This window comes from Pseudoxanthomonas jiangsuensis (assembly GCF_010093185.1).
GTDB classification, from domain to species: Bacteria; Pseudomonadota; Gammaproteobacteria; order Xanthomonadales; family Xanthomonadaceae; genus Pseudoxanthomonas; species Pseudoxanthomonas jiangsuensis.
On sequence record NZ_PDWL01000015.1, the window covers coordinates 1 to 23,900 of the forward strand.

Here is a 23,900-nt window from a genome sequence, read left to right on the forward strand (position 1 = left end):
CTCCTTTCAGAGCCAGCGTCAGAGATGTATAAGCGACAGCCGCCCTCCCGCCCTCCTCTCCTGGCCGTGGGGCCCGTCCCCATGGTTGAACTGCTGATCGTCCTGGCCCTGGTCCTGCTCAACGGCTTCTTCGCCCTGTCGGAGATGTCGGTGATGACCTCGCGCAAGAGCCGGCTCAAGCAGTTGGCCCAGTCGAGCAAGCGCGCGGCCAAGGCCCTGGCCCTGTCGGAGAAGCCCGAGAACTTCCTGTCCACGGTCCAGATCGGGATCACCCTGATCGGCGTGCTCACCGGCCTGTTCGGCGGCGAGGCCATCGGCAACGCCATCGCGGCCTGGATCCGCGGGGTGGCGCCGGCCCTGGCGGGCTATTCGGAAACCATCGGGACCTCGGTGGCGGTGGCCCTGATCACCTTCCTGACGCTGATCTTCGGCGAACTGGTGCCCAAGCGTCTGGCCATCACCGCGCCCGAGCGGATCGCCGGCTTCGTCGCCATGCCGATGGGCTGGCTGGCGCGCGCCGCCGCCCCGGCGGTGGCCCTGCTGGCCGCCACCACCCGGCTGGTGCTGCGGCTGCTGGGCCTGGGCAGGCAGGAGGCCAGCGCCATCAGCGAGGAGGAGATCCGCATGCTGGTGGCCGAGAGCCACGAGCAGGGCGTGATCGACAGCCACGAGCGCGACATGGTCAACCGGGTCATGCGCCTGGGCGACCGCACCGCGGCCAGCCTGATGACCCCGCGCAACCGGATCGCCTGGCTGGACACCCGCGCGCCGCTGGAGGAAAACCTGGAGACCATGCGCGAGCAGCAGTTCTCGCGCTACCCGGTCTACCGCGACAGCGACCAGGACGTGGCCGGCGTGCTCGAGGTCAAGACCCTGCTGCACTCCCCCGGCGGGCTGGAAGGCAGCCTGTTCCGCGACCTGCGCCCCACCCTGTTCGTGTCCGAGTCCACCCACGCGATGAAGCTGCTGGAGATCTTCCGCGAGGAACAGCAGTCGCTGGCGCTGGTGGTGGACGAGTACGGCGAGATCCAGGGCCTGGTCACGATCAGCGACCTGATGGGCGCGATCGTGGGCCGTCTGCAGGCGGTGGAGAACGCCGACGAGGACGCGCTGGTGGTCACCCGCGAGGACGGCTCCTTGCTGGTCGGCGGCACCCTGCCGACCGAGGACCTGCGCGAACTGATGGACGGCGCCGCCCTGCCCGACGCCGAGGACGGCGATTACCACACCCTGGCCGGCATGTGCATCGCCCACTTCGGCCGCATCCCGCACGTGGGCGAGCACTTCGACTGGGCCGGCTGGCGGATCGAGGTGGTGGACCTGGACGGGGCGCGGATCGACAAGCTGCTGCTGGCCCGCATCGCCGTGCAGGACGATGAACTCGCCGTCTGACCCCGCCGCACCGCCCAATCCCACCGAAGGCCAGGGCATCACCCGCCTGCTGCGTTCCTTCGGTGCCGGCGCCGCGGACGACGTGCTGACCCTGGACGGGCTGCTGTCCGGACTGCGCCATAGCGCCTTCGGCATGTTCCTGTTCGTCTCGATCCTGCCGGGCTTCATCCCCATCCCCGGGGTCGGCGGCGCGGTCGGCGGGCCGCTGGTGGTGCTGATCGGGCTGCAGCTGCTGGTCGGGCTGTCGCGCCCGTGGCTGCCGGGCTTCATCGGCCGGCGCGGTCCCAGGCGCCAGACCATGGTCCGCTTCTGCGACCGGATCACCCCGTGGCTGGCCCGGCTGGAACACCTGATCCGGCCGCGCCTGCAGGTGCTGGCTGACAACCGGGTGGCGCGCGCGTTCACCGGGCTTCTGCTGGTCGTGCTCGGGATCCTGCTGGGCCTGCCGATCCCGATGACCAACTACCTGTTCGCCGGCGTCCTGCTGCTGTACGCGCTGGCGCTGATGGAGCGCGACGGCGCCCTTTTGCTGGGGCTGTGGATCGTCACCATCGCCGGCCTGGTCGCCATGGGCCTGCTGTCCGAACAGCTGGCCGAACTGGCCGCGCACTGGTGGCAAAGGCTGCGGCCGGCCTGAGCGGCGCTCAGCGCATCCGCCGCGCCAGCAGGTGGGTGAACTCGCTGGCGCTGACCGGGTGGCTGAGCCAGTAGCCCTGGACCAGGTCGCAGCCGCGCTCGGCCAGCAGGTTGTACTGCGATTCCTTCTCCACGCCCTCGGCCACCACCGTGATCCCCAGCGAGTGGGCCATGGCGATGATCGCCGTGGTCAGGGCCAGGTCGTCCGGGTCGCGCTGCAGGTCGGCGACGAAACTGCGGTCGATCTTGACCCCGTCCACCGGCACCCGGCGCAGGTGGCTCAGGCCGGAGAAGCCGGTGCCGAAGTCGTCCAGCCACACCTTGACCCCGGTGCTGTGCAGCCGCGCCAGCAGGGCGGCGGCCTGCAACTCGTCGCTGATCACCGAGGTCTCGGTCAGCTCCAGGTGCAGGCTGGAGGCCGGCAGCCCGGTCTCGCGCAGGCATTCGGCGACCACCTCGGGCAGGTCGCCGCGGCGCAGTTCGCGCGGGGAGACGTTGACCGAGACGAACAGCTTCTCGCCCTCGCCCAGCTGCATCCAGCGCACCGCCTCGGTGCAGGCCGCGTGCAGCACGCGCGGGCCGATCTGCTCGATCAGGCCGCTCTGCTCGGCCACGTCGATGAACACCGACGGCGCGATCGTGCCCAGCATCGGGTGCTGCCAGCGCAGCAGGGCCTCGGCGCCGACCACCCGGCCGTCGCTGGTCCGGCACACCGGCTGGTAGACCACGCTCAGCTCGCCGCGCTCCCAGGCCCCGCGCAGCTCCTGCTCCATGTGCACCCGGCGCTCGACCGCGTGGTCCATGGCCCGGCTGTAGAAGCGGAAGCCGTTCTTGCCGGCGACCTTGGCCTGGTACATGGCGATGTCGCCGTTCTTCATCAGCGCGGTGGCGCTGGAGGCGTCCTCGGGGAACAGGGTGATGCCGATCGAGGTGCCCAGGAACACCTGGCGCTCGTGGATGTCCAGCGGCCGCCGCAGTTCGGCCACCAGCACCTCGGCCAGGCGGGTGGCCGAGGCGCGCACGTCGCCTTCCTGGATCAGGATCACGAACTCGTCGCCGCCGAAGCGCGCCAGCAGGGCGTCGTCGCCGCCGTACTTCTCCACCGCCTCGCGGATCCGGTTGGCGAACTGCAGCAGGGCCTCGTCGCCGGCCTCGTGGCCGAGGGTGTCGTTGACCCGCTTGAAGTCGTCGATGTCGGCGAACAGCAGGGCCAGCTGGCGGCCGGAGCCGCGCAGCAGCATCAGCCGGTGGTCCAGGCTCTCGCGGAAGGCCAGGCGGTTGGTCAGGCCGGTGAGCGCGTCGGTGTAGGCCATCCGGCGCACGTCGCGGTCGTGGCGGGCCACGCTCTCGCTCATCCGGTCGAAGGCGCGGACCAGGTCGCCGAGTTCGTCGTTGCGGGTGTCGCCGTGGTCCTGGACGCTGTAGTCGCCGGCCTCGATCCGGCGCGCGGAGGCGGCCAGCTGCCGGATCGGCCGCACCAGCAGCCTTTGCACGTACCAGGCCGCAGCCACCAGCACCGCCAGCAGGGCCAGCAGCATCAGCGCCAGCCAGCCCTGGTGGCGCTGCGAGAGCTCGTCGATGCGGCCGCGCAGGCGCTCGGCGTTGCGCTGCTCGAAGCGGTGCGCCACCGCCATCGACAGGCCGATGCGCACGCCGCCGATGCGCTCGCTGCCGACCCGGATCGGCGCCGAGACCTCCAGCACCTGCGCCGTGGCCTGGACGTGCGGGCCGGCCGCGGCGGTGGCGGCCGCCGCCAGCGGATCGCCCATCGGCTGGCCGTAGCCCTCGATCTCGGCCGAGCCGTCGTGGACCAGGTGGCCGGCGGTGTCGAACACCATCAGGTACTGGACCAGGTCGTCGCGCTTCTGGTCGCGCAGGATCGAGCCGATCGCGTCCAGGTCGGAGTAGTACAAAGGGTTGGCCAGGTTGTCGGCCAGGCGGGTGGCGAGCTCGCGGCCCTGGCCGTGCAGGTAGCCGTCCACCAGCTGGTGGATGACGTCGCTGCTCAGCGCCTCCGATTCGCGCTCCACCAGCCGCTGCCTCTGCAGCAGCACCCCGAGCATCACCAGCACCACCAGCAGCACCAGCGCCATCGCCACCAGGAACCGGGCCTGCAGGCCGAAGCGCAGCTTCATTCGACCTCCGCGCGCACGCGGGCCACGCCGTCGCGCAGCTCGGCCAGGGCCTGGCGCGAGTCCTCGTCCAGCGGCAGGAAACGCGAGGTGTTGAAGAACAGGTGCAGGGCCTGGCCCGCCTCGGGATCGGCAGCGGCCTGCAGCAAGACCTCGCGCAGGCGCGCTTCCACCGGCGCCGGCAGGTCGTCGCGCACCAGTTCCACCGCGCGCGGATAGGCCGGGGTCTCGTGCACGACCTGCAGGTCGGCCTTGAACGCCGGCGGCATCCTTTGCGGATCGTTCCAGTCCAGGCTGCTCAGCGCGCCGGCATCGACCATGCGCTTCTGCACCCAGACCGCGATGTTGGCCTCGGTGCGGGCGAACACGTAGCCGACCCGGTCCGGCGCCGGCCGGTCGCCGGGACCGAGCAGGATCTCCGGCTTCAGCCCGGCATCGAGCAGGGTCGTCATCGGCACCATGTAGGCGCTGGTGGAAGCGGTGCTCTGCAAAGCCAGGGTATGGCCGCGCAGGCCGGGCAGGTCGCGCACCGGGCTGTCGCGGTGGGCGAAGAACACGGTGTGGTAGCGGCTGACCCCGTTGCGCTCGGTCAGCAAAAGGGGCCTGGCGTCGGCGCGCTGCTGCAACTGCACGGCGGTGCTGGCGGTCTCGGTGACCCAGTCCACCCGGCCGCGGCGCAGGTAGCTGGCCATCTGCTGCGGGTCGCGCGCCATCAGCACCCGGCCCTCGGTGATGCCGACCTCGCGCATGCGCGGGACCACGTAGTCCAGCAGCGCCTTGAGCTGGTCGTAATGGGCGCGCGGATCGTCGCTGATCCGGCCCAGCACCAGCACGTGCGCGTCTTCGGCCGCGCGCGCGGCCGGCAGGGATGCGGCGAGCAGCAGCAGGCAGCACAGGGAACGCACCCATGCGCGCATGCTCGACGAACGACCGGCCCCCTTCATATGCGCGCAGCCTAGCCGAAAGCCGCTCAAGGCGACAGCGGCGGCCGGGCCGCGCCCGCCTCGCCGGCCAGGCGCGCCATCCGCTGGGCGTCGGCCAGCACCCCGCGCAGCAGCCGGACCTCGTGCACGGTCAGGTCGGTGCGCAGGAACAGCCGGCGCAGCTTGCGCATCGCCGAATCCGGAGTGCGGCCCTTGTGGAAATCGATCGCGTCCAGGGTGTCGGCCAGTTGGGCGAAGAAGCCCTCGATCTGCTCGTGGGTGGCCGGTTGCTCGTCCGGCGAGGGCGCCTCGACCGGGGCCGGGGCGGCCGCCAGTGCGGCCAGCCGCAGCTCGTAGGCCAGCACCTGCACCGCCGCGGCCAGGTTGAGCGAGCTGAAGGCCGGGTCGGAGGGGATGTGCACCGAGGCATGGCACAGCTGCAGTTCCTCGTTGCTCAGGCCGGTGCGCTCGCGGCCGAACACCAGCGCGACCGCGCCCTCGGGCGCGAACCGCAGCAGCCGCGCCGCGGCCGCATCCGGTTCCAGCTGCTCCAGCTGCACCCGGCGGCTGCGCGCGGTGCAGCCCAGCACCAGCCGGCAGTCGGCCACCGCCTCGGCCAGGGTGGCGTACACCGGCGCCTGCTCCAGCACGTCCTCGGCCCCGGCCGAGCGCCGGTAGGCATCGTCGTCCAGCGACTTCTCCGGGGCGACCAGGACCAGCCGCGACAGGCCCATGGTCTTGATCGCCCGGGCGGCGGCGCCGATGTTGCCCGGGTGCTGGGTGCCGACCAGGACGATGCGGACCTGGCGGGCCAAGGCGGCGGGTTCGGTGGGGTTGGGTACGGGTTCGGACATGGCGCAGATGGTAAACTGCGCGCCCGGCCTGCGATGTGCCGGCCCGCTCTTTTCCTTCGTCCGCCCGCCTCCAGCCCTTCCGGGAGCCTTCGCCATGCAGAAACCCGTCGTCAATGTCATGGTCAAGGCCGCCCGTCTCGGCGGCAACGTCCTGTTGCGCAGCATCAACCGGCTCGAATCGCTGAACGTGGTCCAGAAGCAGCGCATGGACTACGCCAGCGAGGTCGACGCCGACGCCGAGAAGGCGATCGTCAAGGAGCTGCGCCGGGCCTACCCGGACTACGGCGTGCTGGGCGAGGAAGGCGGCCACCAGCCTGGCCGCCAGGGCCGGCTGCAGTGGGTGATCGACCCGCTGGACGGCACCAGCAACTACCTGCGCGGCTTCCCCCACTACTGCGTCTCGATCGCCCTGGTCGACAACGGCGAGCCGACCGACGCGGTGATCTTCGATCCCCTGCGCAACGAGCTGTTCACCGCCAGCCGCGGCGCCGGCGCGGTGCTCAACGACAAGAAGATCCGGGTGAGCGAGCGCAAGGACCTGGCAGGCACGGTGATCGGCACCGGCTTCCCGCCGCGCGAGCGTGCCCGCGCCAGCGCCCAGCTCAAGTGCGTGGACTCCCTGCTGACTTCGGCCGAGGACGTGCGCCGCACCGGCTCGGCCGCGCTCGACCTGGCCTATGTGGCCTGCGGCCGCCTGGACGCCTACTTCGAGGCCGGGGTGAAGGCCTGGGACGTGGCCGCCGGCGTGCTGCTGGTGCGCGAGGCCGGCGGCCGGGTCTGCGACTTCCGCGGCGCCAATACTGCCCGCCTCGACGAGCGCGGCCCCGAGGCGCGGCAGCTGGTGGCCGGCAACGTCAAGGTCACCGACGAGCTGCAGAAGCTGATCGTCAACACCGGGTACGCCAAGGCGTTCGACTGAGGGAGCCGGCCCGGCGCCGCCTGAGCAGGGTCGCGCAACAGGAAAAGCCGCCTTCCGGGGCGGCTTTTTTCATGGTCCTTCTCCCGACTGGTGCCCCACGTCGTTCTACCGGCGGAAAGCGGGAGGTTGGTCGCGGCGTTGCGGCACGATGCCTGCTGCCGCTCATGTCCCCCGGCTGCGGCCTGCGGCCGCAGCCTCCTCCTTTACTTCCCGTCAGCAGGCATCGCACCGCACCGCTTCACGGTCATTGGCCGCTGAACGAAAGGCCGACTGCTCCCGCTTTCCGTGGGCCGCCAACCAGGCCACGCGCCAAAGCGCCGCAGCCCTGCATCCGGACCCGCCCGGCTCCTGGAGGCGGAACCAAAAAAGAAGCCGCCCGGAGGCGGCTTCTTCGCTTGCTCGGGCGAGCGATCGTTACGGCCGCCGCGCCAGCGCCGCCTCGTCCTTGGCCTTGGGCAGCAGGTCCTGCTTGGTGACCCGGAGGAAGCCGATGGTCAGCAGCGGGCAGGCGATGAAGATCGAGGACAGGGTGCCGATCACCGCGCCGATCATCTGGGTCAGGGCCAGCCCTTCCAGCGAGCCGCCGCCGTACAGGTACAGCGCCAGCACCGACAGGAAGAACACCAGCGAGGTGATGATGGTGCGCGACAGGGTCTGGTTGATCGAGCGGTTGAGGACTTCCAGCGGCTCGGCGCGCAGGCCGCGGAAGTTCTCGCGCACGCGGTCGAAGACCACGATGGTGTCGTTGATCGAGAAGCCCATCACCGACAGCAGGCCGGCCAGCACGGTCAGGTCGAAGTCGCGGCCGCTGAAGGAGAAATAGGCCGCCGTCACCAGCACGTCGAACAGCGTGGTCAACGTGGCCACCACCGCGAACTTCCATTCGAAGCGGAAGCCGATGTAGATCAGGAAGCCGACCATCACGAACAGCGCCGCGTACAGGCCGTTGCGGGCCAGCTCCTCGCCCACCTGCGGGCCGACGAACTCGGTGCGCAGCAGGTGCGCCGGGTTCTCCGCCGTACCCACCGCCGCCATCACTTCCTGGGCGGTGCGGTTGTTGGCGTCGGTGGTGGTCTGGCCATCGCGCGGCTGCAGCCGCACCAGCAGGTCGCTGCCGGAGCCGAAGCTCTGCACCTGCGCGCCCTCGTAGCCGGCCGTGGCCAGCCGCTCGCGCACGCCGTCCACGTCGGCCGGCTGGTCGAAGCGGACCTCGACCACGGTGCCGCCGGTGAAGTCCAGGGCGTAGTTGAAGTTCTTGGTCGCGATCACCGCCACCGAGGCGACGAACACCAGGGCGGCAACAGCGAGCGCCACCCAGCGCATCCGCATGAAATCGATGCGGGTGTCGTTGGGGATCAGGGTCAGGGGAAAGATCTTCATGTTCTTGGTCCTTCCCTCAGACAGCCAGGGACTTGAGCTTCTTGCGGCGGCCGTACACCAGCACGGTGATCGCGCGCGAGACGGTGATGGCGGTGAACATCGAGGCCAGGATGCCGATGATCAGGGTCAGGGCGAAGCCCTTCAGCGGACCGGTGCCGAACGCGTACAGGGCCACGCCGGCGATGATGCCGGTCAGGTTGGCGTCGAGGATGGTGCCGCCGGCCTTCTCGTAGCCGGCGGTGATCGCCGCCTTCGGCGGCACCCCGGCGCGCAGTTCCTCGCGGATGCGCTCGTTGATCAGCACGTTGGCGTCCACCGACAGGCCGATCGACAGGGCCAGGCCGGCGAAGCCCGGCAACGTCATGGTCGCCCCGAACAGCGACATCACCGCGACCACGATCAGCAGGTTGAACATCAGCGCGATGCCGGTGATCACGCCGAACATCCGGTAATACACCCCGAAGAACACCAGGGTGAACAGGAACGCGTACAGCACCGCGGTCACGCCGCGCTCCACGTTCTCCTTGCCCAGGCTGGGACCGACGATGCGCTCCTCGACGAAGTCCATCGGCGCGGCCAGCGAGCCGGCCCGCAGCAGCTTGGCCAGGTCGTCGGCCTCGGTCTTCTCCAGGCCGGTGGTCTGGAAGTTCTTGCCGAACACGCCGTTGATGTTGGCCACCGAGATCACTTCCTCCTTGACCCGGAAGCTGCGCACCTCCTCGCCGTTGACCATGGTCACCTGCGGGACGCGCTCGGTGTACACCACCGCCATCGGCTTGCCGACGTTGGCGCTGGTGAAGTCGAACATGCGGTCGCCGCCGACGTTGTTCAGGGTCACGCTGACCGAGGGCTGGCCGTTCTGGTCCACCGAACTGGTCGCGGCCACCATCTGGTCGCCGGTGACGATCACCCGCTTGCTCAACAACTCGGGGCGGCCGTCGCGGCGGTAGAACACCTTGGCCTCCGGCGGCACCCGGCCGCTGGCGACCGCGTCGGCGGCGTTGCCGTCGATTACCGCGCGGTACTCGAGGGTGGCGGTGGCACCGATCATGCGCTTGGCCTCGGCGGTGTCCTGCACGCCCGGCAGCTGGACCACGATGCGGTCGCTGCCCTGCCGCTGGATGATCGGCTCGGCCACGCCCAGCTGGTTGACGCGGTTGCGCAGGGTGGTGATGTTCTGCTCGATCGCCGAGCCGGCGATCTGGGCCAGCTCGGCCTCCGGGATCTGTACCAGCACCCGGCCGCCCTCGCCTTCCAGGGTCAGGGTCGGCATGGCCTTGGCCAGCAGCTCGCGGGCCTTGGCCGGGTCGGCGTCGGAGGCCAGGGAGACGGCGATGGAATGGTTGGGGCGACGGTCCACCGCGGTGTAACGGACGCGGTTGTCGCGCAGGGTCACCCGCACGTCCTCGACGTAGGCGTCGACGCGCTTGTCCAGCGCGGCCTTCTGGTCCACCTGGAGCACGAAGTGCACGCCGCCCTGCAGGTCCAGGCCCAGGACCATGGGCTTGGCGCCCAGCCGGTCCAGCCAGTCCGGCACGTTGGAGGCCAGGTTCAGGGCGACGGTGTAGTTCTCGCCCAGCTCGCCGCGCAGGGCGTCGGCAGCGCGGGTCTGCGCATCGGGTTCGAGCAGGCGCACCATCAGGCTGTCGCCCTCGACCGCCACCGACTTGGGCGCCACGCCCGCCGCCTTCAGGTCGGCGTCGACCCGGTTGCGCAGGGCGCCGTCCAGGGTGGCGCCGCGGTTGGCGGTGATCTGCACGGCGTAGTCGTTCTGGTAGACGTTGGGCAGCGCGTACAGCACGCTGACCGCCAGCACGACCAGGATGGCCAGGTATTTCCAGCGGGGAAATTCGAGCATTGCGGGACCCCGCGCGGCCCCGCCCCGCGGGACCACGCTCAGCGGTGGGACGGGAGGATCAGGCGGACTTCAGGGTGCCCTTGGGCAGGACGTTGCCGATCGCGGACTTCTGCACGCGGATGCGGACGTTGTCGGCCACTTCCAGGGTCACGAAGTTGTCGCCGATGTCGGTGACCACGCCGGCCAGGCCGCCGCTGGTCAGGACCTCGTCGCCGCGGGAGAGCTTGCCCAGCAGGGCCTGGTGTTCCTTCTGCCGCTTCATCTGCGGACGGATCATCAGGAAGTACATGATCGCGATCAGGATGACCGGGAACAGCAGCATGCCGAAGCCGCCCTGCGGCGCGGGCGCGGCGGCGAGGATGGCGGTCGGGCTGAGGGTGGCGAGAAGGCTCATGGGTGTCCTGGGTCTTTTCGAAAATAGCCGGGGATTATGCCATAGGGGCGCCCCCGCCCCTTTGCAAGCCCGGGCTGTGACCGTTCTCCGGGGGCGGGGTTCCCGGCTGGGGGGCGTAATGGGCCGTCATGCCTGGATGTTTGAGCAAAAACGCCGGCTTCGGAGGGGGCCGCCATGCCTTGGGGGTTCACCGGTTCTGGTGTGTCAGATCTACCCCACACCGCGCATCGCGTAGAACTCCCGCCGGAACGCCTCGAAGCGCCCCTCCGCGATCGCCGCGCGCATGTCGGCCATCAGCTTCTGGTAGTACCAGAGGTTGTGCAGCGTGCCCAGAATCGGGCCCAGCATCTCGTTGCAGCGGTCCAGGTGGCGCAGGTAGCTGCGGGTATAGCCGCCGGCGCAGGCCACGCAGCCGCAGCCCGGCTCGATCGGCTGCAGGTCCTTCTCGTACTTCGCGTTGCGGATCCGCACCGTGCCGAAGGAGGTGAAGTAATGGCCGTTGCGCGCGTTCCGGGTCGGCATCACGCAGTCGAACATGTCGACCCCGCGGGCCACGCCCTCGACCAGGTCCTCCGGCCGGCCCACGCCCATCAGGTAGCGCGGACGCTCGGCCGGCAGGCGCGGATGCAGGTGATCGAGCATCGCGTTGCGCTCCTCCTCCGGCTCGCCCACCGCCAGCCCGCCGATCGCATAGCCGTCGAAGCCGATCTCCTGCAGGCCTTCCAGCGAGCGGCTGCGCAGGTCGTGGTAGACGCTGCCCTGGACGATGCCGAACAACGCCGCATCGTTGCCCAGTTCGTCGTGCGCATCGCGCGAGCGCCGCGCCCAGCGCAGGCTCAGCTCCATCGAGCGCCGGGCCACGTCCTCGGCGGCCGGGTACGGCGTGCACTCGTCGAAGATCATCACGATGTCCGAATCCAGCACCTGCTGGATCCGCATGCTCTCTTCCGGCCCCAGGAACACCTTGGCCCCGTCGGTCGGCGAGGCGAAGGTCACGCCCTGCTCGGTGATCTTGCGCCGGTGCGCCAGCGAGAACACCTGGAAGCCGCCCGAGTCGGTCAGGATCGGCCCGTCCCAGCGGGCGAAGCCGTGCAGGCCGCCGTGGGCGCCGATCACCTCCAGGCCCGGGCGCAGGTACAGGTGGAAGGTGTTGCCGAGGATGATCTGCGCGCCCAGGTCGCGCACCTGGTCCGGCAACATGCCCTTGACCGAGCCGTAGGTGCCCACCGGCATGAACGCCGGCGTCTCCACCGTGCCGCGCGGAAAGGTCAGGCGGCCGCGGCGGGCGGCGCCGTCGGTGGTCTGGAGCTGGAACTGCAGTCGGGACATGGAACGGGAGGATCCTGCGGGGCGGGCATTGTCGCCGATCGGGCCGGCGATCGCCTCCGGACCGCCTCCTACTGGGACTGGCCCCAGAGCAGCATCGCATCGCCATAGGAGAAGAAGCGGTAGCGCTGCTCGACCGCGTGGCGGTAGGCATCGAACACCCGCTCCTTGCCGGCGAAGGCCGACACCAGCATCAGCAGCGTGCTCTCCGGCAGGTGAAAGTTGGTCAGCAGGGCATCCACGCTGCGGATCCGGTAGCCGGGAAAGATGAAGATCCGGGTCTCGCCGGCGAACGGCTGCAGCTCGCCGTCGCGCATCGCACTCTCGAGCGCCCGCACCACCGTCGTGCCCACCGCCACCACCCGGCCGCCGGCCGCGCGGGTGCGCCGCACCTGGGCCACCAGCTCGGCGCCGACGTTGAGCCACTCGCTGTGCATGGTGTGCGTGCGCACATCCTCCACCCGCACCGGCTGGAAGGTGCCGGCGCCCACGTGCAGGGTCACGTGCCCGAACTGCACGCCACGTTCGCGCAGGCGCTCGAGCAGGGCCTGGTCGAAGTGCAGCCCTGCGGTCGGCGCGGCGACCGCGCCGACCTGGCGGGCGAACACGGTCTGGTAGCGCTCGGCGTCGTCCTGGCCCGGCTCGCGGCGGATGTACGGCGGCAGGGGCAGGCGCCCGACCCGCTGCAGCCACTGTTCGAACGGCCCGTCCACCTCGAACCGCAACAGGAAGAACTCGCCGTCGCGGCCCAGCACCTCGGCCTGGCCGCCGCCGTCCAGCGCGATCCGGCTGCCCGGCTTCGGCGACTTGCTCGCCCGCACCTGGGCCCGGGCCTGCTCCTCCGGCAGCAGCCGCTCGATCAGGATCTCGATCCGGCCGCCGCTGTCCTTCTGCCCGAACAGCCGCGCCGGGATCACCCGGGTGTCGTTGAACACCAGCAGGTCGCCCGGCTGCAGCAGCTCCGGCAGGTCGCGCACCTGCAGGTCGGAGAACCCGCCCTGCCCCGGCGGCACCAGCAAAAGGCGGCTGGCCGAACGCTCGGCAAGCGGGGCCTGGGCGATCAGTTCCTCGGGCAGCTCGTAGTGGAAGTCGGACTTCTTCAAGGCGGATCGGGCGGGCGGCGGGGCGCCATTGTAAGCGGCCGGCCACGGGGCGCCGCGGCCGCGGGCATCGGCGCATTCAGCGCTCGAACTTGGTCGACAGGATGATCGAGGAGGAGGTGCGCTCGACCCCGTCGACCGCGCCGATCCGGTCGGTGAGCTCGTCCATCGCGCCCACGTCGGCCGCCACCCCCAGCGCCACCAGGTCGTGCGCGCCGCTGACCGAATGCAGGGCGCGCACCTCCGGCATCTCGGCCAAGGCCTTGGCCACCGCCGCCATCTTCTTCGGCAGCACGGTGATCAGGATGTGGGCGCGGATCCGGTCGCGCTCGTAGCCGTCGTCCAGGCGCACGGCGTAACCGCGGATCACGCCCTGCCGCTCGAGGCGGTCGATCCGGCTCTGCACCGTGGTCCGCGACAGCCCCAGCCGGCGCGCGATCTCGGCGGTGGACGAGCGCGCGTTCTCGCGCAGCAGCGACAGCAGTTGCTCGTCGGCGGCGGTGATCTTCATGGCCGGCACATCCATCTCGTCGTATCGACGAAATACTACCGCTTATTCGCCGGATCATATCTGCCATGCGACGATACGCTGGCCTAAGATGGGGCCGAACCGCCCGGCCGCAGTGCCGCCGGGCATTCGATCCGCCTGCCGAACCGGGCCTGCCGCACACCAGCGTACGCGGCCCCGCGACGGCCGCACTCCGGGAGCCCGCCATGTCCATCCTCGCCCCCCTCGCCCCGCTGCGCGCCCACGGCGGCCAGCGCCTGACCACCGGCCTGGACGACGCCACGATCGCGCGCCTGGCCGGCTCGCATCCGGACCTGGCCGCCGCCATCGACGCGGCCGCCGCCGAATACGCGCGCCTGGGCGATGGCCTCGGTGGGCTGATGGAGCTGGACGAGGCCGCCCAGATCGAGGCCTTGCAGGCCGGCTTCGTCAACTTCTACGCCGACGACTGCGTCACCCCCTACGTCGCCCTGGCCGCGCGCGGCCCCTGGGTGGTCACCCTCAAGGGCGCGGTGCTGTACGACGCCGGCGGCTACGGGATGCTCGGCTTCGGCCACGCCCCGGAGGCGGTGCTGGAGGCCATGGCCCGCCCGCAGGTGATGGCCAACGTGATGACCCCGAACCTGGCCCAGGGCCGCTTCGTCGCCGCCCTGCGCGCCGAGATCGGGCATACCCGCGGCGCCTGCCCCTACGCCCGCTTCATGTGCCTCAACTCCGGCTCGGAGGCCGTGGGCCTGGCCGCGCGGGTCGTCGACGTCAACGCCAAGCTGCAGACCGACCCCGGCGCGCGCCATGCCGGCGCGGCGATCAAGCGGCTGGTGGTCAAGGGCAGCTTCCACGGCCGCACCGACCGCCCGGGCCTGTACTCGCACTCCAGCCGCCGCACCTACGTCCAGCACCTGGCCAGCTACCGCGGCGAGGACTCGGTGATCGCCATCGCGCCGTACGACGTGGCCGCGCTGCGCCAGGCCTTCGCCGATGCCGAACGCAACCACTGGTTCATCGAGGCGGTGTTCCTGGAGCCGGTGATGGGCGAAGGCGATCCCGGCCGCGCGCTGCCGTCGGCGTTCTACCAGGCCGCCCGCGAGCTGACCGCCGCCCACGGCAGCCTGCTGCTGGTGGATTCGATCCAGGCCGGCCTGCGCGCGCACGGCGTGCTGTCGCTGGTGGACTACCCCGGTTTCGAAGGCGTGGAGCCGCCGGACATGGAGACCTACTCCAAGGCGCTCAACGCCGCCCAGTTCCCTTTGTCGGTGCTGGCGGTGACCGAGCATGCGGCCGGGCTGTACCGCAAGGGCGTGTACGGCAACACCATGACCACCAACCCGCGGGCGCTGGACGTGGCCTGCGCGACCCTGGGCCTGCTGACCCCGCAGGTGCGGGCCAACATCCGCGAACGCGGCGCGCAGGCGTTGCAGAAGCTGGAGCAGCTGAAGTCGCAGCTGGGCGGGCTGATCACCCAGGTCCAGGGCACCGGCCTGCTGTTCTCCTGTGCGCTGGCGCCGCAGTTCAAGTGCTACGGCGCCGGCTCGACCGAGGAGTGGCTGCGCCGGCACGGGGTCAACGTGATCCACGGCGGCGAGAATTCGCTGCGCTTCACCCCGCACTTCGGCATGGACGAGGAAGAGCTGGACCTGCTGGTGTCGCTGGTCGGCCGCGCCCTGCGCGAAGGGCCGCGTCGGGAGCAGGTAGCGGCGGCCTGAGGGCGGAGTTGCTGTTGCCCTCTCACTCCCCGCGGTACCGCCCCAGCGCCTGGCCGATCAGCGCCTTGGCCTCGGCCGCATCGCCCCAGCCCGACAGTTCCACCGGATTGCGGCCTTCCGGCAGGTCCTTGTAGATCCGGAAGAAGGCCTCGATCCTTTGCCGTTCGATCTCCGGCAGGTCGGCCAGGTCGCGGATCCGCGCATAGGTCGGATCGACCTTGTCGACCGGCACCCCGACGATCTTCTCGTCGTGCTCACCCTTGTCGAGCATGCGCAGCACCCCGATCGGGCGGAAGCGGACCAGCACGCCCGGATGCAGGGGCTCGCGGGTCAGCACCAGCGCGTCCAGCGGATCGCCGTCGCCGGCCAGGGTCCGCGGCATCGAACCGTAGTTGGCCGGGTAGACCACCGGCATCGACTGGAAACGGTCGACGAACAGCAGCCCTTCCTCGTTGATCTCGTACTTGGTGAAGCTCCCGGCCGGGATCTCCACCGCCAGCAGCACCTCGTCCGGCGCCTGCTGCGGCTGGGCCGCCTGGAACGGATGGCGGACGTGCGCTTGCTCCTGCCCGGCGAGCGCCGGCCACGACAGGCAGGAAAGCAGCGCCACCGCGGCGGCGCGACGGATCAGGACGTGCATGGGATCGGCTCCTGGGGGAACGGATGGATTCGACGGGCGGCGAAGCGGCGGCGCATCACTCCCAGCACCGGTCGGCGCGCCCCTTGAGGGTCTGCGCGCGGCCGCAGGCGCGCTCCCCTATGCGGCCGTCGGCCTGCTCGACCAGCCGGGTCGCCTCGCCCTCGCGCACCAGTTCGAAGGCGTCGTACAGGCGGCCGGTCGCGGTGCGCGACTCGTAGCGCAGGCGCGCGCCATCGATCCGGATCACCTGGAACAGCTGGGTGTCCTCGGCCACCGGCGCCATCGTCGCGCGCGCCTCAGGCGAGAGCCGGTACTGCTTGGCGCCGGCCACCGAGACCAGGTACTGCGGCGTCGCCCGGCCGGCCCGCAGCCCGCCGCGACGGCCGTAGACGTGGTCGTGGCCCTGCAGCACCAGATCGACCCGGCGCCGCTCCAGCACCGGCAGCACGTGTTCGCGCAGCAAGGCGTTGTCGCGGTCCTGGCGCGGCGAGAACATCGGCTGGTGGACCATCACGATGCTCCAGCTCCGCGGGCTGTCCGCCAGCACCGCGTCCAGCCAGCGCGCCTGGTCCCGGGCCGTGCCCAAGTCGAGGGCGGAGGTGCCGTCGAGCATCGCCACCCGCACGTCCTGGTAGTCGAACCAGTAGCTGGTGCCGCGCGCACCCGGCGCGCCGTTGTCGGGCAGGGCGAACACGACCGGCCAGTGCGCGCCGAGCACGCGGCGTTCCTGCGGCGTGTCCTCGAACTCCTCGAAGTACTCGTGGTTGCCCGGCGCCGGCGCGACCACCATCGAGGTCGGCAACGCACCGAGGGAGGCGAACCACTCGCCCCATTCGTTGTCGTCCTCGCCGTCGCCGCCGCTGACCAGGTCGCCTGCGAACAGCGCCAGGCGCGCGTCGGGGGCCTGGCGCATGGCCTCGCGCAACACCCGCGTGCCCAGGCTCAGGTTCTTGTTCTGGGTGTCGCCGAAGTACAACAGGGTGAGCGGCGCATCCGCGGCCGCGGCGGTGCGGGTGTGGAACCAGGCGCTCCAGCTGCGGTCGCCCTGCACCCGCCAGGCATACAGGGTGTCGGGCCGCAGGCCGTCGACCTCGATCCGGTGCTGGTGCGCAAGCCCGTTCTCGGTCCGCAAGGGCGTGCTGGCCGCCTGCAGCCGGCGCGGCGTGCCCATGTCCGGAGAGTCGCCGGCAACCACGATCTCCAGCGCGGGCGAGCGCACCGAGGCATCGGTGCGCCAGGCCACGGCGAAGCCGGTGGCCGCCTGCTGCAGGGGCGAGGCGACGATCCGGTCCGGCGCGCCGGTCGGCGCGTGCCAGGCGGCGCCCTTCGGGACCTGGGTGTTCGGCTCGGGCGCGGCGGCGCGGGCCTGCAGCGATGCGCTGGCGGCCGCCAGCAGGAGCACCGCCGCGGCGCGCGGAATCAGCGCGCGCATGCCGGCAGCTTCAACGCAGCGGCGATGTCGCGCCAGTCGAACGCGGCCACGCCCAGGTCCAGGTGCGAGGCGTAGAACACGCCCTGCGGGAAGCGCGCGTCGCCGCGCGGATCCAGCCACACGCCGTCGGTCAGGCCGGTGGCCTGTCCGGCGAACGATCCAACGTGCTCCAGGCGGGTGCGGTCGAACAGGTGGAACACGGTGCGATCGGCGAACTGGTCGCTGGCCACCCACCAGCCACTGCCGTCGGCGCAGGCCATCAGGGCGATGCCCTCGGCCTGGGCCACGTACTGGCCAGCACCGACGTCGCGGCCGCGGTAGCGGCCCTGCAGGTCGTACTCGCGCAGGCGGGTGCCGGTGGGCACGTCCTCCTCGGCCACTAGCAGGCGGTCGTGGGCCTCGTCGCCGAACAGCGACTCCGGCACCCGGATCGCGCCGGCGGCGCTGGTGTCGCCGAAGGTCCCGGCGGCGCGCGCGCTCCAGCCGTTCGCAGCCTGGACCACCTCGTAGCGGCGGAAGCGCCGGTCCAGCTGGTCCAGCGGCGGCACGATGTCGTCGCCCTTGGCGTCCTCGCCGGCCATGTAGGCGTCGCTGACCAGCACCTCGTAACCCTGGCCGCGGTGGCGCACCCACAGGCCGTAGGGCTGCTGCAGCCCGTCCTGGCCGAAGCTCAGCAGGGGAACGAAGTCCGGCAGGGAGAACATCTGCACCCGGCGGTTGTCGCGCTCGACCACGAACAGGTAGCGGTCGTCGACCGTGGCCACGCCGTTGGGCCTGCTCAGCTGGCCCGGGCCATCCCCCGGACCACCGACGGTACGCAGGCGCCGGCCGCTGTCGCCGTCGTAGACCACCAGCCGGTCGGTGGCCTTGGCGCTGGCGACCAGCATGCGCTTGCCGTCCTGGATCCAGCTGGCCGGCGAATCGATGTTGTCCTCCGGCGTGGCCGGGGTCAGGAAGGCTTCCTTCACCACCACATGCGGCACCCGGTGGTCGCGCAGGAGGACGTCGTCGGCCTCGTACTGGTCGGGCTCGCGGTCCGGCACGGCCGCTGTCGGCGTACTCGAGCAGGCGGCCAGCGGCAGCACGGCAGCCAGCCAAAGGCAGGAAGGAAGGCGCAACTTCATGGTTTCCCCAGCATGGTTCCAAGGCAGGTGCCGCATCGTATGAAGCGATTGTGACAATCCGGAGAACCGACACGCCGCTGTCATCGCCCGCTCACGTGTCACACCGGTGCCATATCCGGCGGTGAAAGTTCCGTTCATTTACACCCCACGGAACTTTCCCCCGATGAAACGCAACACTCTCGCCATCTGCCTTTCACGCGCCCTCGCCTGCGCCGTCCTGCTGCCCCCGTGCGCCGCGCTCGCCGCCCCGGAACCGGCGCCGGACGCCGCCGCCGCGGGCGAGCCCAAGCAGCTGGACGCGGTCGTGGTCCAGGGCGAGATCGCCTACCGCAACCGCGCCGCCGACATCGAGCCGACCCTGGTCTACGACCTGGAATACTTCCAGCGCTTCGAGCCCAACACCGTCGGCGACATGCTCAAGCGGGTGCCCGGCGTGGGCTTCGTCGGCAGCGACATCATGGAGTACGACGGCGCCCAGCTGCGCGGCCTGGGCGGCGGCTACACCCAGGTGCTGATCAACGGCAAGAAGGTGCCCGGCGCCGGCGACGACCGCTCGTTCTACGTCGACCGCATCCCGGCAGAGATGGTCGACCACATCGAGATCAAGCGCAGCGCCAGCGCCAACCGCAGCGGCGACGCGATGGCCGGCGCGATCAACATCGTCCTGCGCGACGCCTACGTGTTCGACGGCAGCTACGTGCGGATCGGCGCCAACCGCTGGGACGACGGCGAGGTGAACCCGACCTTCGGCGCGGTGACCTCGTTCGAGGCGCTGGGCGGGCGGCTGCTGGCCGGGGTCAACGTCCAGGACCGCTACCGCTCCAAGTTCAAGCGCTCCGACCGCTTCACCGACGACACCCTGGAGGAGAAGGTCAGCTGGGAGGACCAGAGCGAGGTCAAGGACGGCCGCGACTACTCGGCCAACCTGAGCTACACCGCCGAGGTCGGCGAGACCGGCCGCTTCGGCGTCGACGCCTTCTACGTCAAGACCGACCGCGACGTGACCGAGGTGTCGTTCGAGGAGGAAGTGGACGACGACGAGGTCGAGAACAAGCGGGTCCCGGGCCTGAATCCCTACGACCAGAAGAACTACGGCATCGGCCTGGACTACCGCTTCGACATGGCCGGCGGCACCACCCGGCTGAGCCTGGACCACGCCCGCTTCGAGGACTACGAGGGCACCACCGAGGGCGAGCACGTCTACGTCGGCGACGCCGGGAACTGGGACGAGACCTGGAGCGTGGACGGCGCCGAGTGGGACGAGACCGTCTACGAGGCCGAGGCGATCGAAGCCCGCGACAGCGAGACCGGCTTCACCCTGGCGCATACCCGTCCGCTCGGCCGGGCCGAGCTGCAGTTCGGCGTGGATGTGCGCAACAAGAAGCGCGAAAGCCTGGTCACCGGCTACGAATGGGAGGCCGACGAGGAAGGCCAGGCCGCCCCGGTCTTCCCGGCCGACTACGCCCTGGACGGCAGCGTGGCCTCGGTGATCGAGGAAAAGCGCGTGGATCCCTACGTCATGCTCAGCGGCCGCGGCGAGATCTTCGCCTGGGAGGCGGGCCTGCGCTACGAGACCACCCGGGGCCGGGTCGAGTACATCGAGGACGAGGAAAGCGAGGGCCGCATCGACAAGGACTACGACCAGCTGCTGCCCTCGGTGAACCTGCGCTGGGACGTGACCGATGCCGACCGCATCAGCCTGTCGCTGGCCAAGACGGTCAAGCGCCCGAACTTCAACGAGCTGATCCCGGCCCTGCTGGACGGCGAGTTCGGCGACAACGACTACATCGGCAACCCGGAACTGGAGCCGGAGACAGCCAACGGCATCGACCTGGGCTTCGAGCATCGCCTGGGCCGGCGCGGCGTGGTGGGCCTGAACTTCTTCTACCGCGACGTCAGGGACCTGATCGAGCTGGTCAACACCGGCGCACCCAGCGAGGCGGCGGTCGAGGACTACGAGGACGACATCGCCGACATGGTCGACGACGGCGACTACGCCAGCGAGGCCGAAGCCATCGCCGCCAACCCGTTCGAGGCCGAGAGCTGGCTGTTCACCTCGGCCAACGTCGGCGACGGCAAGGTCTACGGCTTCGAGTTCGACCTCTCCACCCCGCTGTCCGCGTTCGGCATGGACGACACCGGCGTGTTCCTGAACTACTCCTGGGTCGATTCCCGGGTCGACGATTTCATGGGCCGGCGCCGCTTCAACGACCAGGCCAAGAGCACCTTCAACATCGGCTTCATCCAGGATCTGCCGGCCCTGGCCGCCAGCTTCGGCATGACCTACCGCAAGCAGGGCGACGCCTACGCCCGGATCCTTGGCGAGGAGGCCATCATCCGCTACGGTGAGGAACTGGACGCCTTCGTTGAGAAGCGCTTTAGCCGGAACTTCTCGGTGCGGCTGTCGGCCAACAACCTGCTCGACGCCAGCAAGGACGAATTCTTCGACAAGTTCAACACCCTCGAGGACCAGCTCGACCGCGACTACGACGAGTACGAGCTGGAGACCGAGGAAGCCGGCCCCAGCTACCAGCTGGTGATGCGCTGGGCGTTCTGACCGGCGCATCGCGTGTGCATGGAAAAGCCGGCGCAAGCCGGCTTCTTCCTTTCCGGAGCGGCAGGTTTGTTGCAGACTTCGGCCATCCCACCCGCAGCAGACCACCATGAAGACCGTCGAAGTCCGCCACCCGCTGGTCCAGCACAAGATCGGCCTGCTGCGCGACGCCGGGCTGAGCACCAAGGGCTTCCGCGAACTGGTCACCGAGCTGGGCACTCTGCTCGCCTACGAGGCCACCGCCGACCTGGAGACCGAGGCGGCCACCACCACCGGCTGGGCCGGCGAGGTCGAAGTGCGGCGGATCGCCGGGGCCAAGATCACCCTGGTGCCGATCCTGCGCGCGGGGCTGGGCATGCTGCCGGGGGTACTGGCCCTGATCCCGGCCGCCAAGGTCAGCGTGGTCGGCCTGCAGCGCGACGAGCAGACCCTGCAGCCGGTGCCCTACTTCGAGCGCCTGACCGGGCGCCTGGACGAGCGCGACGCGCTGATCCTGGACCCGATGCTGGCCACCGGCGGCACCCTGATCGCCACCATCGACATGCTCAAGCGCGCCGGCGCGCGGCGGATCAAGGGCGTGTTCCTGGTCGCCGCGCCGGAAGGCCTGGCGGCGCTGGAGGCGGCGCATCCGGACGTGGAGGTCTACACCGCCGCGATCGACCGCCGCCTCAACGAGAAGGGCTACATCCTGCCCGGCCTGGGCGACGCCGGCGACCGCATCTTCGGCACCCGGGTGGAATGAGGGCTACGGCGGCCGCTCACGGCGCCGCCGGCGTCAGCACCTGCAAAGCCGCGGCCACGTACACCAGCGGCGCGTTCCAGTTGATCGCCACCTCGTTGCTGGCATAGCTGCACCCGTGGTCCAGCCACGACAGCGCCGGCAGCGACGACGGATAGGCGACTCCGCGGCAATCCTTGGCGTCCTGCTGGCCCGGGTTGGGGCCGCCAGACAGCCAGCCCGGCAACGGATCGTCGATCCCGTCCGCGTGCGAAGGCCGGTGGTGCACGTGCATCGGCGTGCGTACGCCCTGCCCGGTCACGAACGACACCCCCAGCGGATTGCGCCCCAGCACCCAGTCCAGCTGCGATTGCGCCGCGTCGAGCTGCGCGCGCTCGCCCGAAAGCCGGTAACCCTGCAGCAGCACCAGCGCCTGGTTGAGCACGGTCGAATTGCTGCCCCAGCGGAAGTCGGCAGCCTGCATCGCCACCCGCCACGGCGACGCCTGCCACTGCGCCGCCAGCTGCGCGGCCAGCGTGCGCAGCTGCTGCTCCACCTCGACCCGGTCCTCGGCGGGCAGGCGCCCGCGGTGCTGCGCCAGCGAGATCCAGCCCAGGCTGCCCACGCCCGCCCAGGACGGCACCCCGGCATCGGCCGCATGCCGGCCGAAGGCCAGGCGGTATTCCTCATCGCCGGTGAGCAGGTACAGCTCGGCCGCTGCCCAGGCGAACTCGTCGTCGAACGCCTCGTCGCCGTAGGCGCCGGTGTGCACGTCCTTCGGCTGGCGGTAGGCCAGGTCCGGATGCGCCAGCGCCCAGCGCCAGGCCGCCTCGGCCGCCGCGCGCATGCGCGCCGGCTCGCCCGGGAACTGCGCCTCGTAGCCCGCATAGATCCGGCTGGCCATCGCCATCACCGCAGCGAAGTCCAGGGCCGCGGCCGTGCCCTTGCCGACCATGTAGCGCGGCTTGTCGGCCTGCGCCGGCATCAACTCGCCGTCGAAGGCCAGGTTGGTGAGCTTGTGGTACACGCTGCCGTCGGACGGGTCCTGCATCGCCAGCATCCAGCGCAGGTTCCACCAGGCCTCGTCGAGGATGTCCGGCACCGCGTCGCCGCTCTCGGGGATGCCCAGGTCGCGGCCGCGGAAAAACTCCGGGTAATGCTCGTACGCCGCCAGCAGGCTCCACGTCGTGATTCCGGAATTGACCACGTACTTGTTGTAGTCGCCGGCGTCGTACCAGCCGCCGGGCGCGGCGACCACGGTGCCGGCCGGGCGCGCCGCCGAGGCGGCCGAGGGATGGATCACCACTTTCGTGTCGGGGTGGCCCGCGGCGCGGGCGAAGCGGCCGGCATGGCGCGGTTCCAAAGCGGTGCCGGCGCGGTTGAAGTAGAACGCCTTGAGCGCGGCATCGGCCAGCCCGGCATAGGCCTGCGGATCGACCGGGAACGGATCGGACGGCGCCAGCCCCTGCACCCGCAGGCGATAGCGCCCGGGCGCGTCCAGCGCGCTGAAGTCGGCGACCGCGGCCGGGCGCGCGGCCGGCGCCCATTGGGCCGCCGCCGTCAGCACCCCGCTCCGGACCACGGCGCCGTCGCCGTCGCGCAGCACCTCGAACGACTGCCCGCCGTGGCCCTCGACCACGGCCAGCTTGCGCGCCCCGGGCAGGAAGCCGAGCTGGTCCAGGCGGATGCCGGCCGCTCCGCTGCCGCTTTCAGCCGCGACGGCGACGAGCGGCGACGCCGCTGCGGCGGCACACAGCGCCAGGCCCAGCCAACACGCGCTGCGGCGACCCGCGCAGGCCATCACAGCGTCGCCTGCAAAAGGAAGCGCCACAGCCCCATCGCCGCCATCGCCAGCAGCACCGCGAAGGTCAGCACTGCGCCGCCGAAGCGCCCGAACGAATAGCCGGCCGAACCGCCCAGGCCGATCGCATGCAGCACCCGCGCCAGCAGCAGGATCAGGCCACAGGCCCAGACGAACCACGCCACGGTGCCCGACAGCTCGAGCAGGGCCAGCAGCAGCAGCAGCGCCAGCGGCACGTACTCGGCGAAGTTGGCGTGCACCCGGACCCTCAGGGCCAGGGCGGTGTCGCCGCCGGTGCCGATGCCGATCCGGCTGGATTTGCGCCGCAGGACCACGCGCAGCGACAACAGCAGGTAGAGCAGGACATGCAGCGAGACGATGAGCAGGGTGATGCGCGGCAGCGGTGCCATGGGACCTTCCATCGGAACGGGTGACGTGGCGGCGATCTTGCCGCAGGTGGGCGTCCGGTGTCAGGCGGCAGCAGGTTCCGGACCTCCCCGATGTAG

At 70.7% G+C, this 23,900-nt stretch carries 20 protein-coding genes; 6 read left to right on the forward strand and 14 right to left on the reverse strand.

From position 1 onward, the window contains the following. Positions 1-81: 81 nt before the first annotated feature. Together CSC62_RS10415 and CSC62_RS10420 are read left to right on the forward strand one after the other, a co-directional pair. Positions 82-1,392: a hemolysin family protein gene (locus CSC62_RS10415; RefSeq protein WP_162406125.1), complete on the forward strand. Its 1,311-nt coding sequence runs from the start codon at positions 82-84 to the stop codon at positions 1,390-1,392. Then, on the forward strand, positions 1,376-2,029 hold the full coding sequence (locus CSC62_RS10420) for an exopolysaccharide biosynthesis protein (protein ID WP_162406126.1): 654 nt from the start codon (positions 1,376-1,378) through the stop codon (positions 2,027-2,029). Before CSC62_RS10415 ends, CSC62_RS10420 begins: the two co-directional genes overlap by 17 nt. 7 nt (positions 2,030-2,036) lie before the next feature. Here CSC62_RS10420 and CSC62_RS10425 read toward each other — a convergent pair whose 3' ends face one another. The 3 genes from CSC62_RS10425 to CSC62_RS10435 are packed head-to-tail and all read right to left on the reverse strand — an operon-like array spanning position 2,037 to position 5,937. Then, the gene (locus tag CSC62_RS10425; RefSeq protein ID WP_162406127.1) at positions 2,037-4,163 is read right to left on the reverse strand and encodes a putative bifunctional diguanylate cyclase/phosphodiesterase; all 2,127 of its coding nucleotides are present in this window, start codon (positions 4,161-4,163) and stop codon (positions 2,037-2,039) included. Continuing rightward, a complete protein-coding gene (locus CSC62_RS10430) occupies positions 4,160-5,077 on the reverse strand; it encodes a phosphate/phosphite/phosphonate ABC transporter substrate-binding protein (RefSeq protein ID WP_425502015.1) in 918 nt (305 codons plus the stop codon). Before CSC62_RS10430 ends, CSC62_RS10425 begins: the two co-directional genes overlap by 4 nt. A 53-nt stretch (positions 5,078-5,130) precedes the next feature. Next, positions 5,131-5,937, reverse strand: coding sequence for an RNA methyltransferase (locus CSC62_RS10435; RefSeq protein ID WP_162406129.1), 807 nt, complete (start codon positions 5,935-5,937; stop codon positions 5,131-5,133). Between the two features lie 94 nt (positions 5,938-6,031). On the opposite strand from CSC62_RS10435, the gene CSC62_RS10440 reads away from it, so the two are divergent. Then, positions 6,032-6,856 carry an inositol monophosphatase family protein gene (locus CSC62_RS10440; RefSeq protein ID WP_162406130.1) on the forward strand — a complete coding sequence of 275 codons (825 nt, stop codon included), beginning with the start codon at positions 6,032-6,034 and terminating at the stop codon, positions 6,854-6,856. A 414-nt stretch (positions 6,857-7,270) separates the two neighbouring features. Here the strand turns inward: CSC62_RS10440 and secF are convergent, their stop codons facing one another. The 6 genes from secF to CSC62_RS10470 all read right to left on the reverse strand — a co-directional run bounded on the left by secF (position 7,271) and on the right by CSC62_RS10470 (position 13,425). Next, positions 7,271-8,236 (reverse strand): protein translocase subunit SecF, encoded by a 966-nt coding sequence (gene secF, locus CSC62_RS10445; RefSeq protein ID WP_162406131.1) that lies wholly within the window; start codon positions 8,234-8,236, stop codon positions 7,271-7,273. Between the two features lie 16 nt (positions 8,237-8,252). Further along, positions 8,253-10,094, reverse strand: coding sequence for a protein translocase subunit SecD (secD, locus tag CSC62_RS10450; protein ID WP_162406132.1), 1,842 nt, complete (start codon positions 10,092-10,094; stop codon positions 8,253-8,255). 58 nt (positions 10,095-10,152) lie between these two features. Continuing rightward, on the reverse strand, positions 10,153-10,488 hold the full coding sequence (gene yajC / locus CSC62_RS10455) for a preprotein translocase subunit YajC (protein ID WP_162406133.1): 336 nt from the start codon (positions 10,486-10,488) through the stop codon (positions 10,153-10,155). A 210-nt stretch (positions 10,489-10,698) separates the two neighbouring features. After that, positions 10,699-11,817, reverse strand: a complete 1,119-nt coding sequence (gene tgt / locus CSC62_RS10460) for a tRNA guanosine(34) transglycosylase Tgt (protein WP_162406134.1) — start codon at positions 11,815-11,817, stop codon at positions 10,699-10,701. Positions 11,818-11,885: 68 nt separating this feature from the next. Next, positions 11,886-12,917 (reverse strand): tRNA preQ1(34) S-adenosylmethionine ribosyltransferase-isomerase QueA, encoded by a 1,032-nt coding sequence (gene queA, locus CSC62_RS10465; RefSeq protein ID WP_162406135.1) that lies wholly within the window; start codon positions 12,915-12,917, stop codon positions 11,886-11,888. Positions 12,918-12,993: 76 nt separating this feature from the next. After that, positions 12,994-13,425: an Lrp/AsnC family transcriptional regulator gene (locus tag CSC62_RS10470; RefSeq protein WP_162406136.1), complete on the reverse strand. Its 432-nt coding sequence runs from the start codon at positions 13,423-13,425 to the stop codon at positions 12,994-12,996. A 203-nt stretch (positions 13,426-13,628) separates the two neighbouring features. On the opposite strand from CSC62_RS10470, the gene CSC62_RS10475 reads away from it, so the two are divergent. Further along, the gene (locus CSC62_RS10475) at positions 13,629-15,125 is read left to right on the forward strand and encodes an aminotransferase class III-fold pyridoxal phosphate-dependent enzyme (RefSeq protein ID WP_162406137.1); all 1,497 of its coding nucleotides are present in this window, start codon (positions 13,629-13,631) and stop codon (positions 15,123-15,125) included. Between the two features lie 22 nt (positions 15,126-15,147). On the opposite strand, the gene CSC62_RS10480 is transcribed toward CSC62_RS10475, so the two are convergent. From CSC62_RS10480 to CSC62_RS10490, 3 genes are read right to left on the reverse strand one after another with little or no spacing between them, the layout of a single operon-like run. Continuing rightward, positions 15,148-15,765 (reverse strand): inorganic diphosphatase, encoded by a 618-nt coding sequence (locus CSC62_RS10480; RefSeq protein ID WP_162406138.1) that lies wholly within the window; start codon positions 15,763-15,765, stop codon positions 15,148-15,150. Between the two features lie 55 nt (positions 15,766-15,820). Next, entirely contained in the window at positions 15,821-17,197 is a 1,377-nt protein-coding gene (locus tag CSC62_RS10485; protein WP_162406139.1) for a purple acid phosphatase family protein, read from the reverse strand. Next, positions 17,185-18,321: an NHL repeat-containing protein gene (locus CSC62_RS10490; protein ID WP_162406140.1), complete on the reverse strand. Its 1,137-nt coding sequence runs from the start codon at positions 18,319-18,321 to the stop codon at positions 17,185-17,187. Before CSC62_RS10490 ends, CSC62_RS10485 begins: the two co-directional genes overlap by 13 nt. A 163-nt stretch (positions 18,322-18,484) precedes the next feature. On the opposite strand from CSC62_RS10490, the gene CSC62_RS10495 reads away from it, so the two are divergent. Both CSC62_RS10495 and upp read left to right on the forward strand, forming a co-directional pair. Beyond that, positions 18,485-20,878 carry a TonB-dependent receptor plug domain-containing protein gene (locus CSC62_RS10495; protein ID WP_162406141.1) on the forward strand — a complete coding sequence of 798 codons (2,394 nt, stop codon included), beginning with the start codon at positions 18,485-18,487 and terminating at the stop codon, positions 20,876-20,878. 106 nt (positions 20,879-20,984) lie between these two features. Continuing rightward, positions 20,985-21,617, forward strand: coding sequence for a uracil phosphoribosyltransferase (gene upp / locus CSC62_RS10500; protein WP_162406142.1), 633 nt, complete (start codon positions 20,985-20,987; stop codon positions 21,615-21,617). A 16-nt stretch (positions 21,618-21,633) separates the two neighbouring features. On the opposite strand, the gene CSC62_RS10505 is transcribed toward upp, so the two are convergent. After that, a complete protein-coding gene (locus tag CSC62_RS10505) occupies positions 21,634-23,394 on the reverse strand; it encodes a glycoside hydrolase family 9 protein (RefSeq protein WP_162406143.1) in 1,761 nt (586 codons plus the stop codon). Then, positions 23,394-23,804: an MAPEG family protein gene (locus CSC62_RS10510; RefSeq protein WP_162406144.1), complete on the reverse strand. Its 411-nt coding sequence runs from the start codon at positions 23,802-23,804 to the stop codon at positions 23,394-23,396. Before CSC62_RS10510 ends, CSC62_RS10505 begins: the two co-directional genes overlap by 1 nt. Positions 23,805-23,900: the final 96 nt, after the last annotated feature.

Coding starts and splice junctions, on each gene's coding strand:
- CSC62_RS10505 (WP_162406143.1), bottom strand. CDS start 23,394: ATGGCCTGCGCGGGTCGCCGCAGCGCGTGTTGGCTGGGCCTGGCGCTG.
- CSC62_RS10485 (WP_162406139.1), bottom strand. CDS start 17,197: ATGCGCGCGCTGATTCCGCGCGCCGCGGCGGTGCTCCTGCTGGCGGCC.
- CSC62_RS10510 (WP_162406144.1), bottom strand. CDS start 23,804: ATGGCACCGCTGCCGCGCATCACCCTGCTCATCGTCTCGCTGCATGTC.
- CSC62_RS10420 (WP_162406126.1), top strand. CDS start 1,376: ATGAACTCGCCGTCTGACCCCGCCGCACCGCCCAATCCCACCGAAGGC.
- CSC62_RS10495 (WP_162406141.1), top strand. CDS start 18,485: ATGAAACGCAACACTCTCGCCATCTGCCTTTCACGCGCCCTCGCCTGC.
- tgt (WP_162406134.1), bottom strand. CDS start 11,817: ATGTCCCGACTGCAGTTCCAGCTCCAGACCACCGACGGCGCCGCCCGC.
- CSC62_RS10440 (WP_162406130.1), top strand. CDS start 6,032: ATGCAGAAACCCGTCGTCAATGTCATGGTCAAGGCCGCCCGTCTCGGC.
- secF (WP_162406131.1), bottom strand. CDS start 8,236: ATGAAGATCTTTCCCCTGACCCTGATCCCCAACGACACCCGCATCGAT.
- yajC (WP_162406133.1), bottom strand. CDS start 10,488: ATGAGCCTTCTCGCCACCCTCAGCCCGACCGCCATCCTCGCCGCCGCG.
- CSC62_RS10475 (WP_162406137.1), top strand. CDS start 13,629: ATGTCCATCCTCGCCCCCCTCGCCCCGCTGCGCGCCCACGGCGGCCAG.
- CSC62_RS10425 (WP_162406127.1), bottom strand. CDS start 4,163: ATGAAGCTGCGCTTCGGCCTGCAGGCCCGGTTCCTGGTGGCGATGGCG.
- CSC62_RS10480 (WP_162406138.1), bottom strand. CDS start 15,765: ATGCACGTCCTGATCCGTCGCGCCGCCGCGGTGGCGCTGCTTTCCTGC.
- CSC62_RS10430 (WP_425502015.1), bottom strand. CDS start 5,077: ATGCGCGCATGGGTGCGTTCCCTGTGCTGCCTGCTGCTGCTCGCCGCA.
- secD (WP_162406132.1), bottom strand. CDS start 10,094: ATGCTCGAATTTCCCCGCTGGAAATACCTGGCCATCCTGGTCGTGCTG.
- CSC62_RS10415 (WP_162406125.1), top strand. CDS start 82: ATGGTTGAACTGCTGATCGTCCTGGCCCTGGTCCTGCTCAACGGCTTC.
- CSC62_RS10470 (WP_162406136.1), bottom strand. CDS start 13,425: ATGAAGATCACCGCCGCCGACGAGCAACTGCTGTCGCTGCTGCGCGAG.
- CSC62_RS10435 (WP_162406129.1), bottom strand. CDS start 5,937: ATGTCCGAACCCGTACCCAACCCCACCGAACCCGCCGCCTTGGCCCGC.
- CSC62_RS10490 (WP_162406140.1), bottom strand. CDS start 18,321: ATGAAGTTGCGCCTTCCTTCCTGCCTTTGGCTGGCTGCCGTGCTGCCG.
- upp (WP_162406142.1), top strand. CDS start 20,985: ATGAAGACCGTCGAAGTCCGCCACCCGCTGGTCCAGCACAAGATCGGC.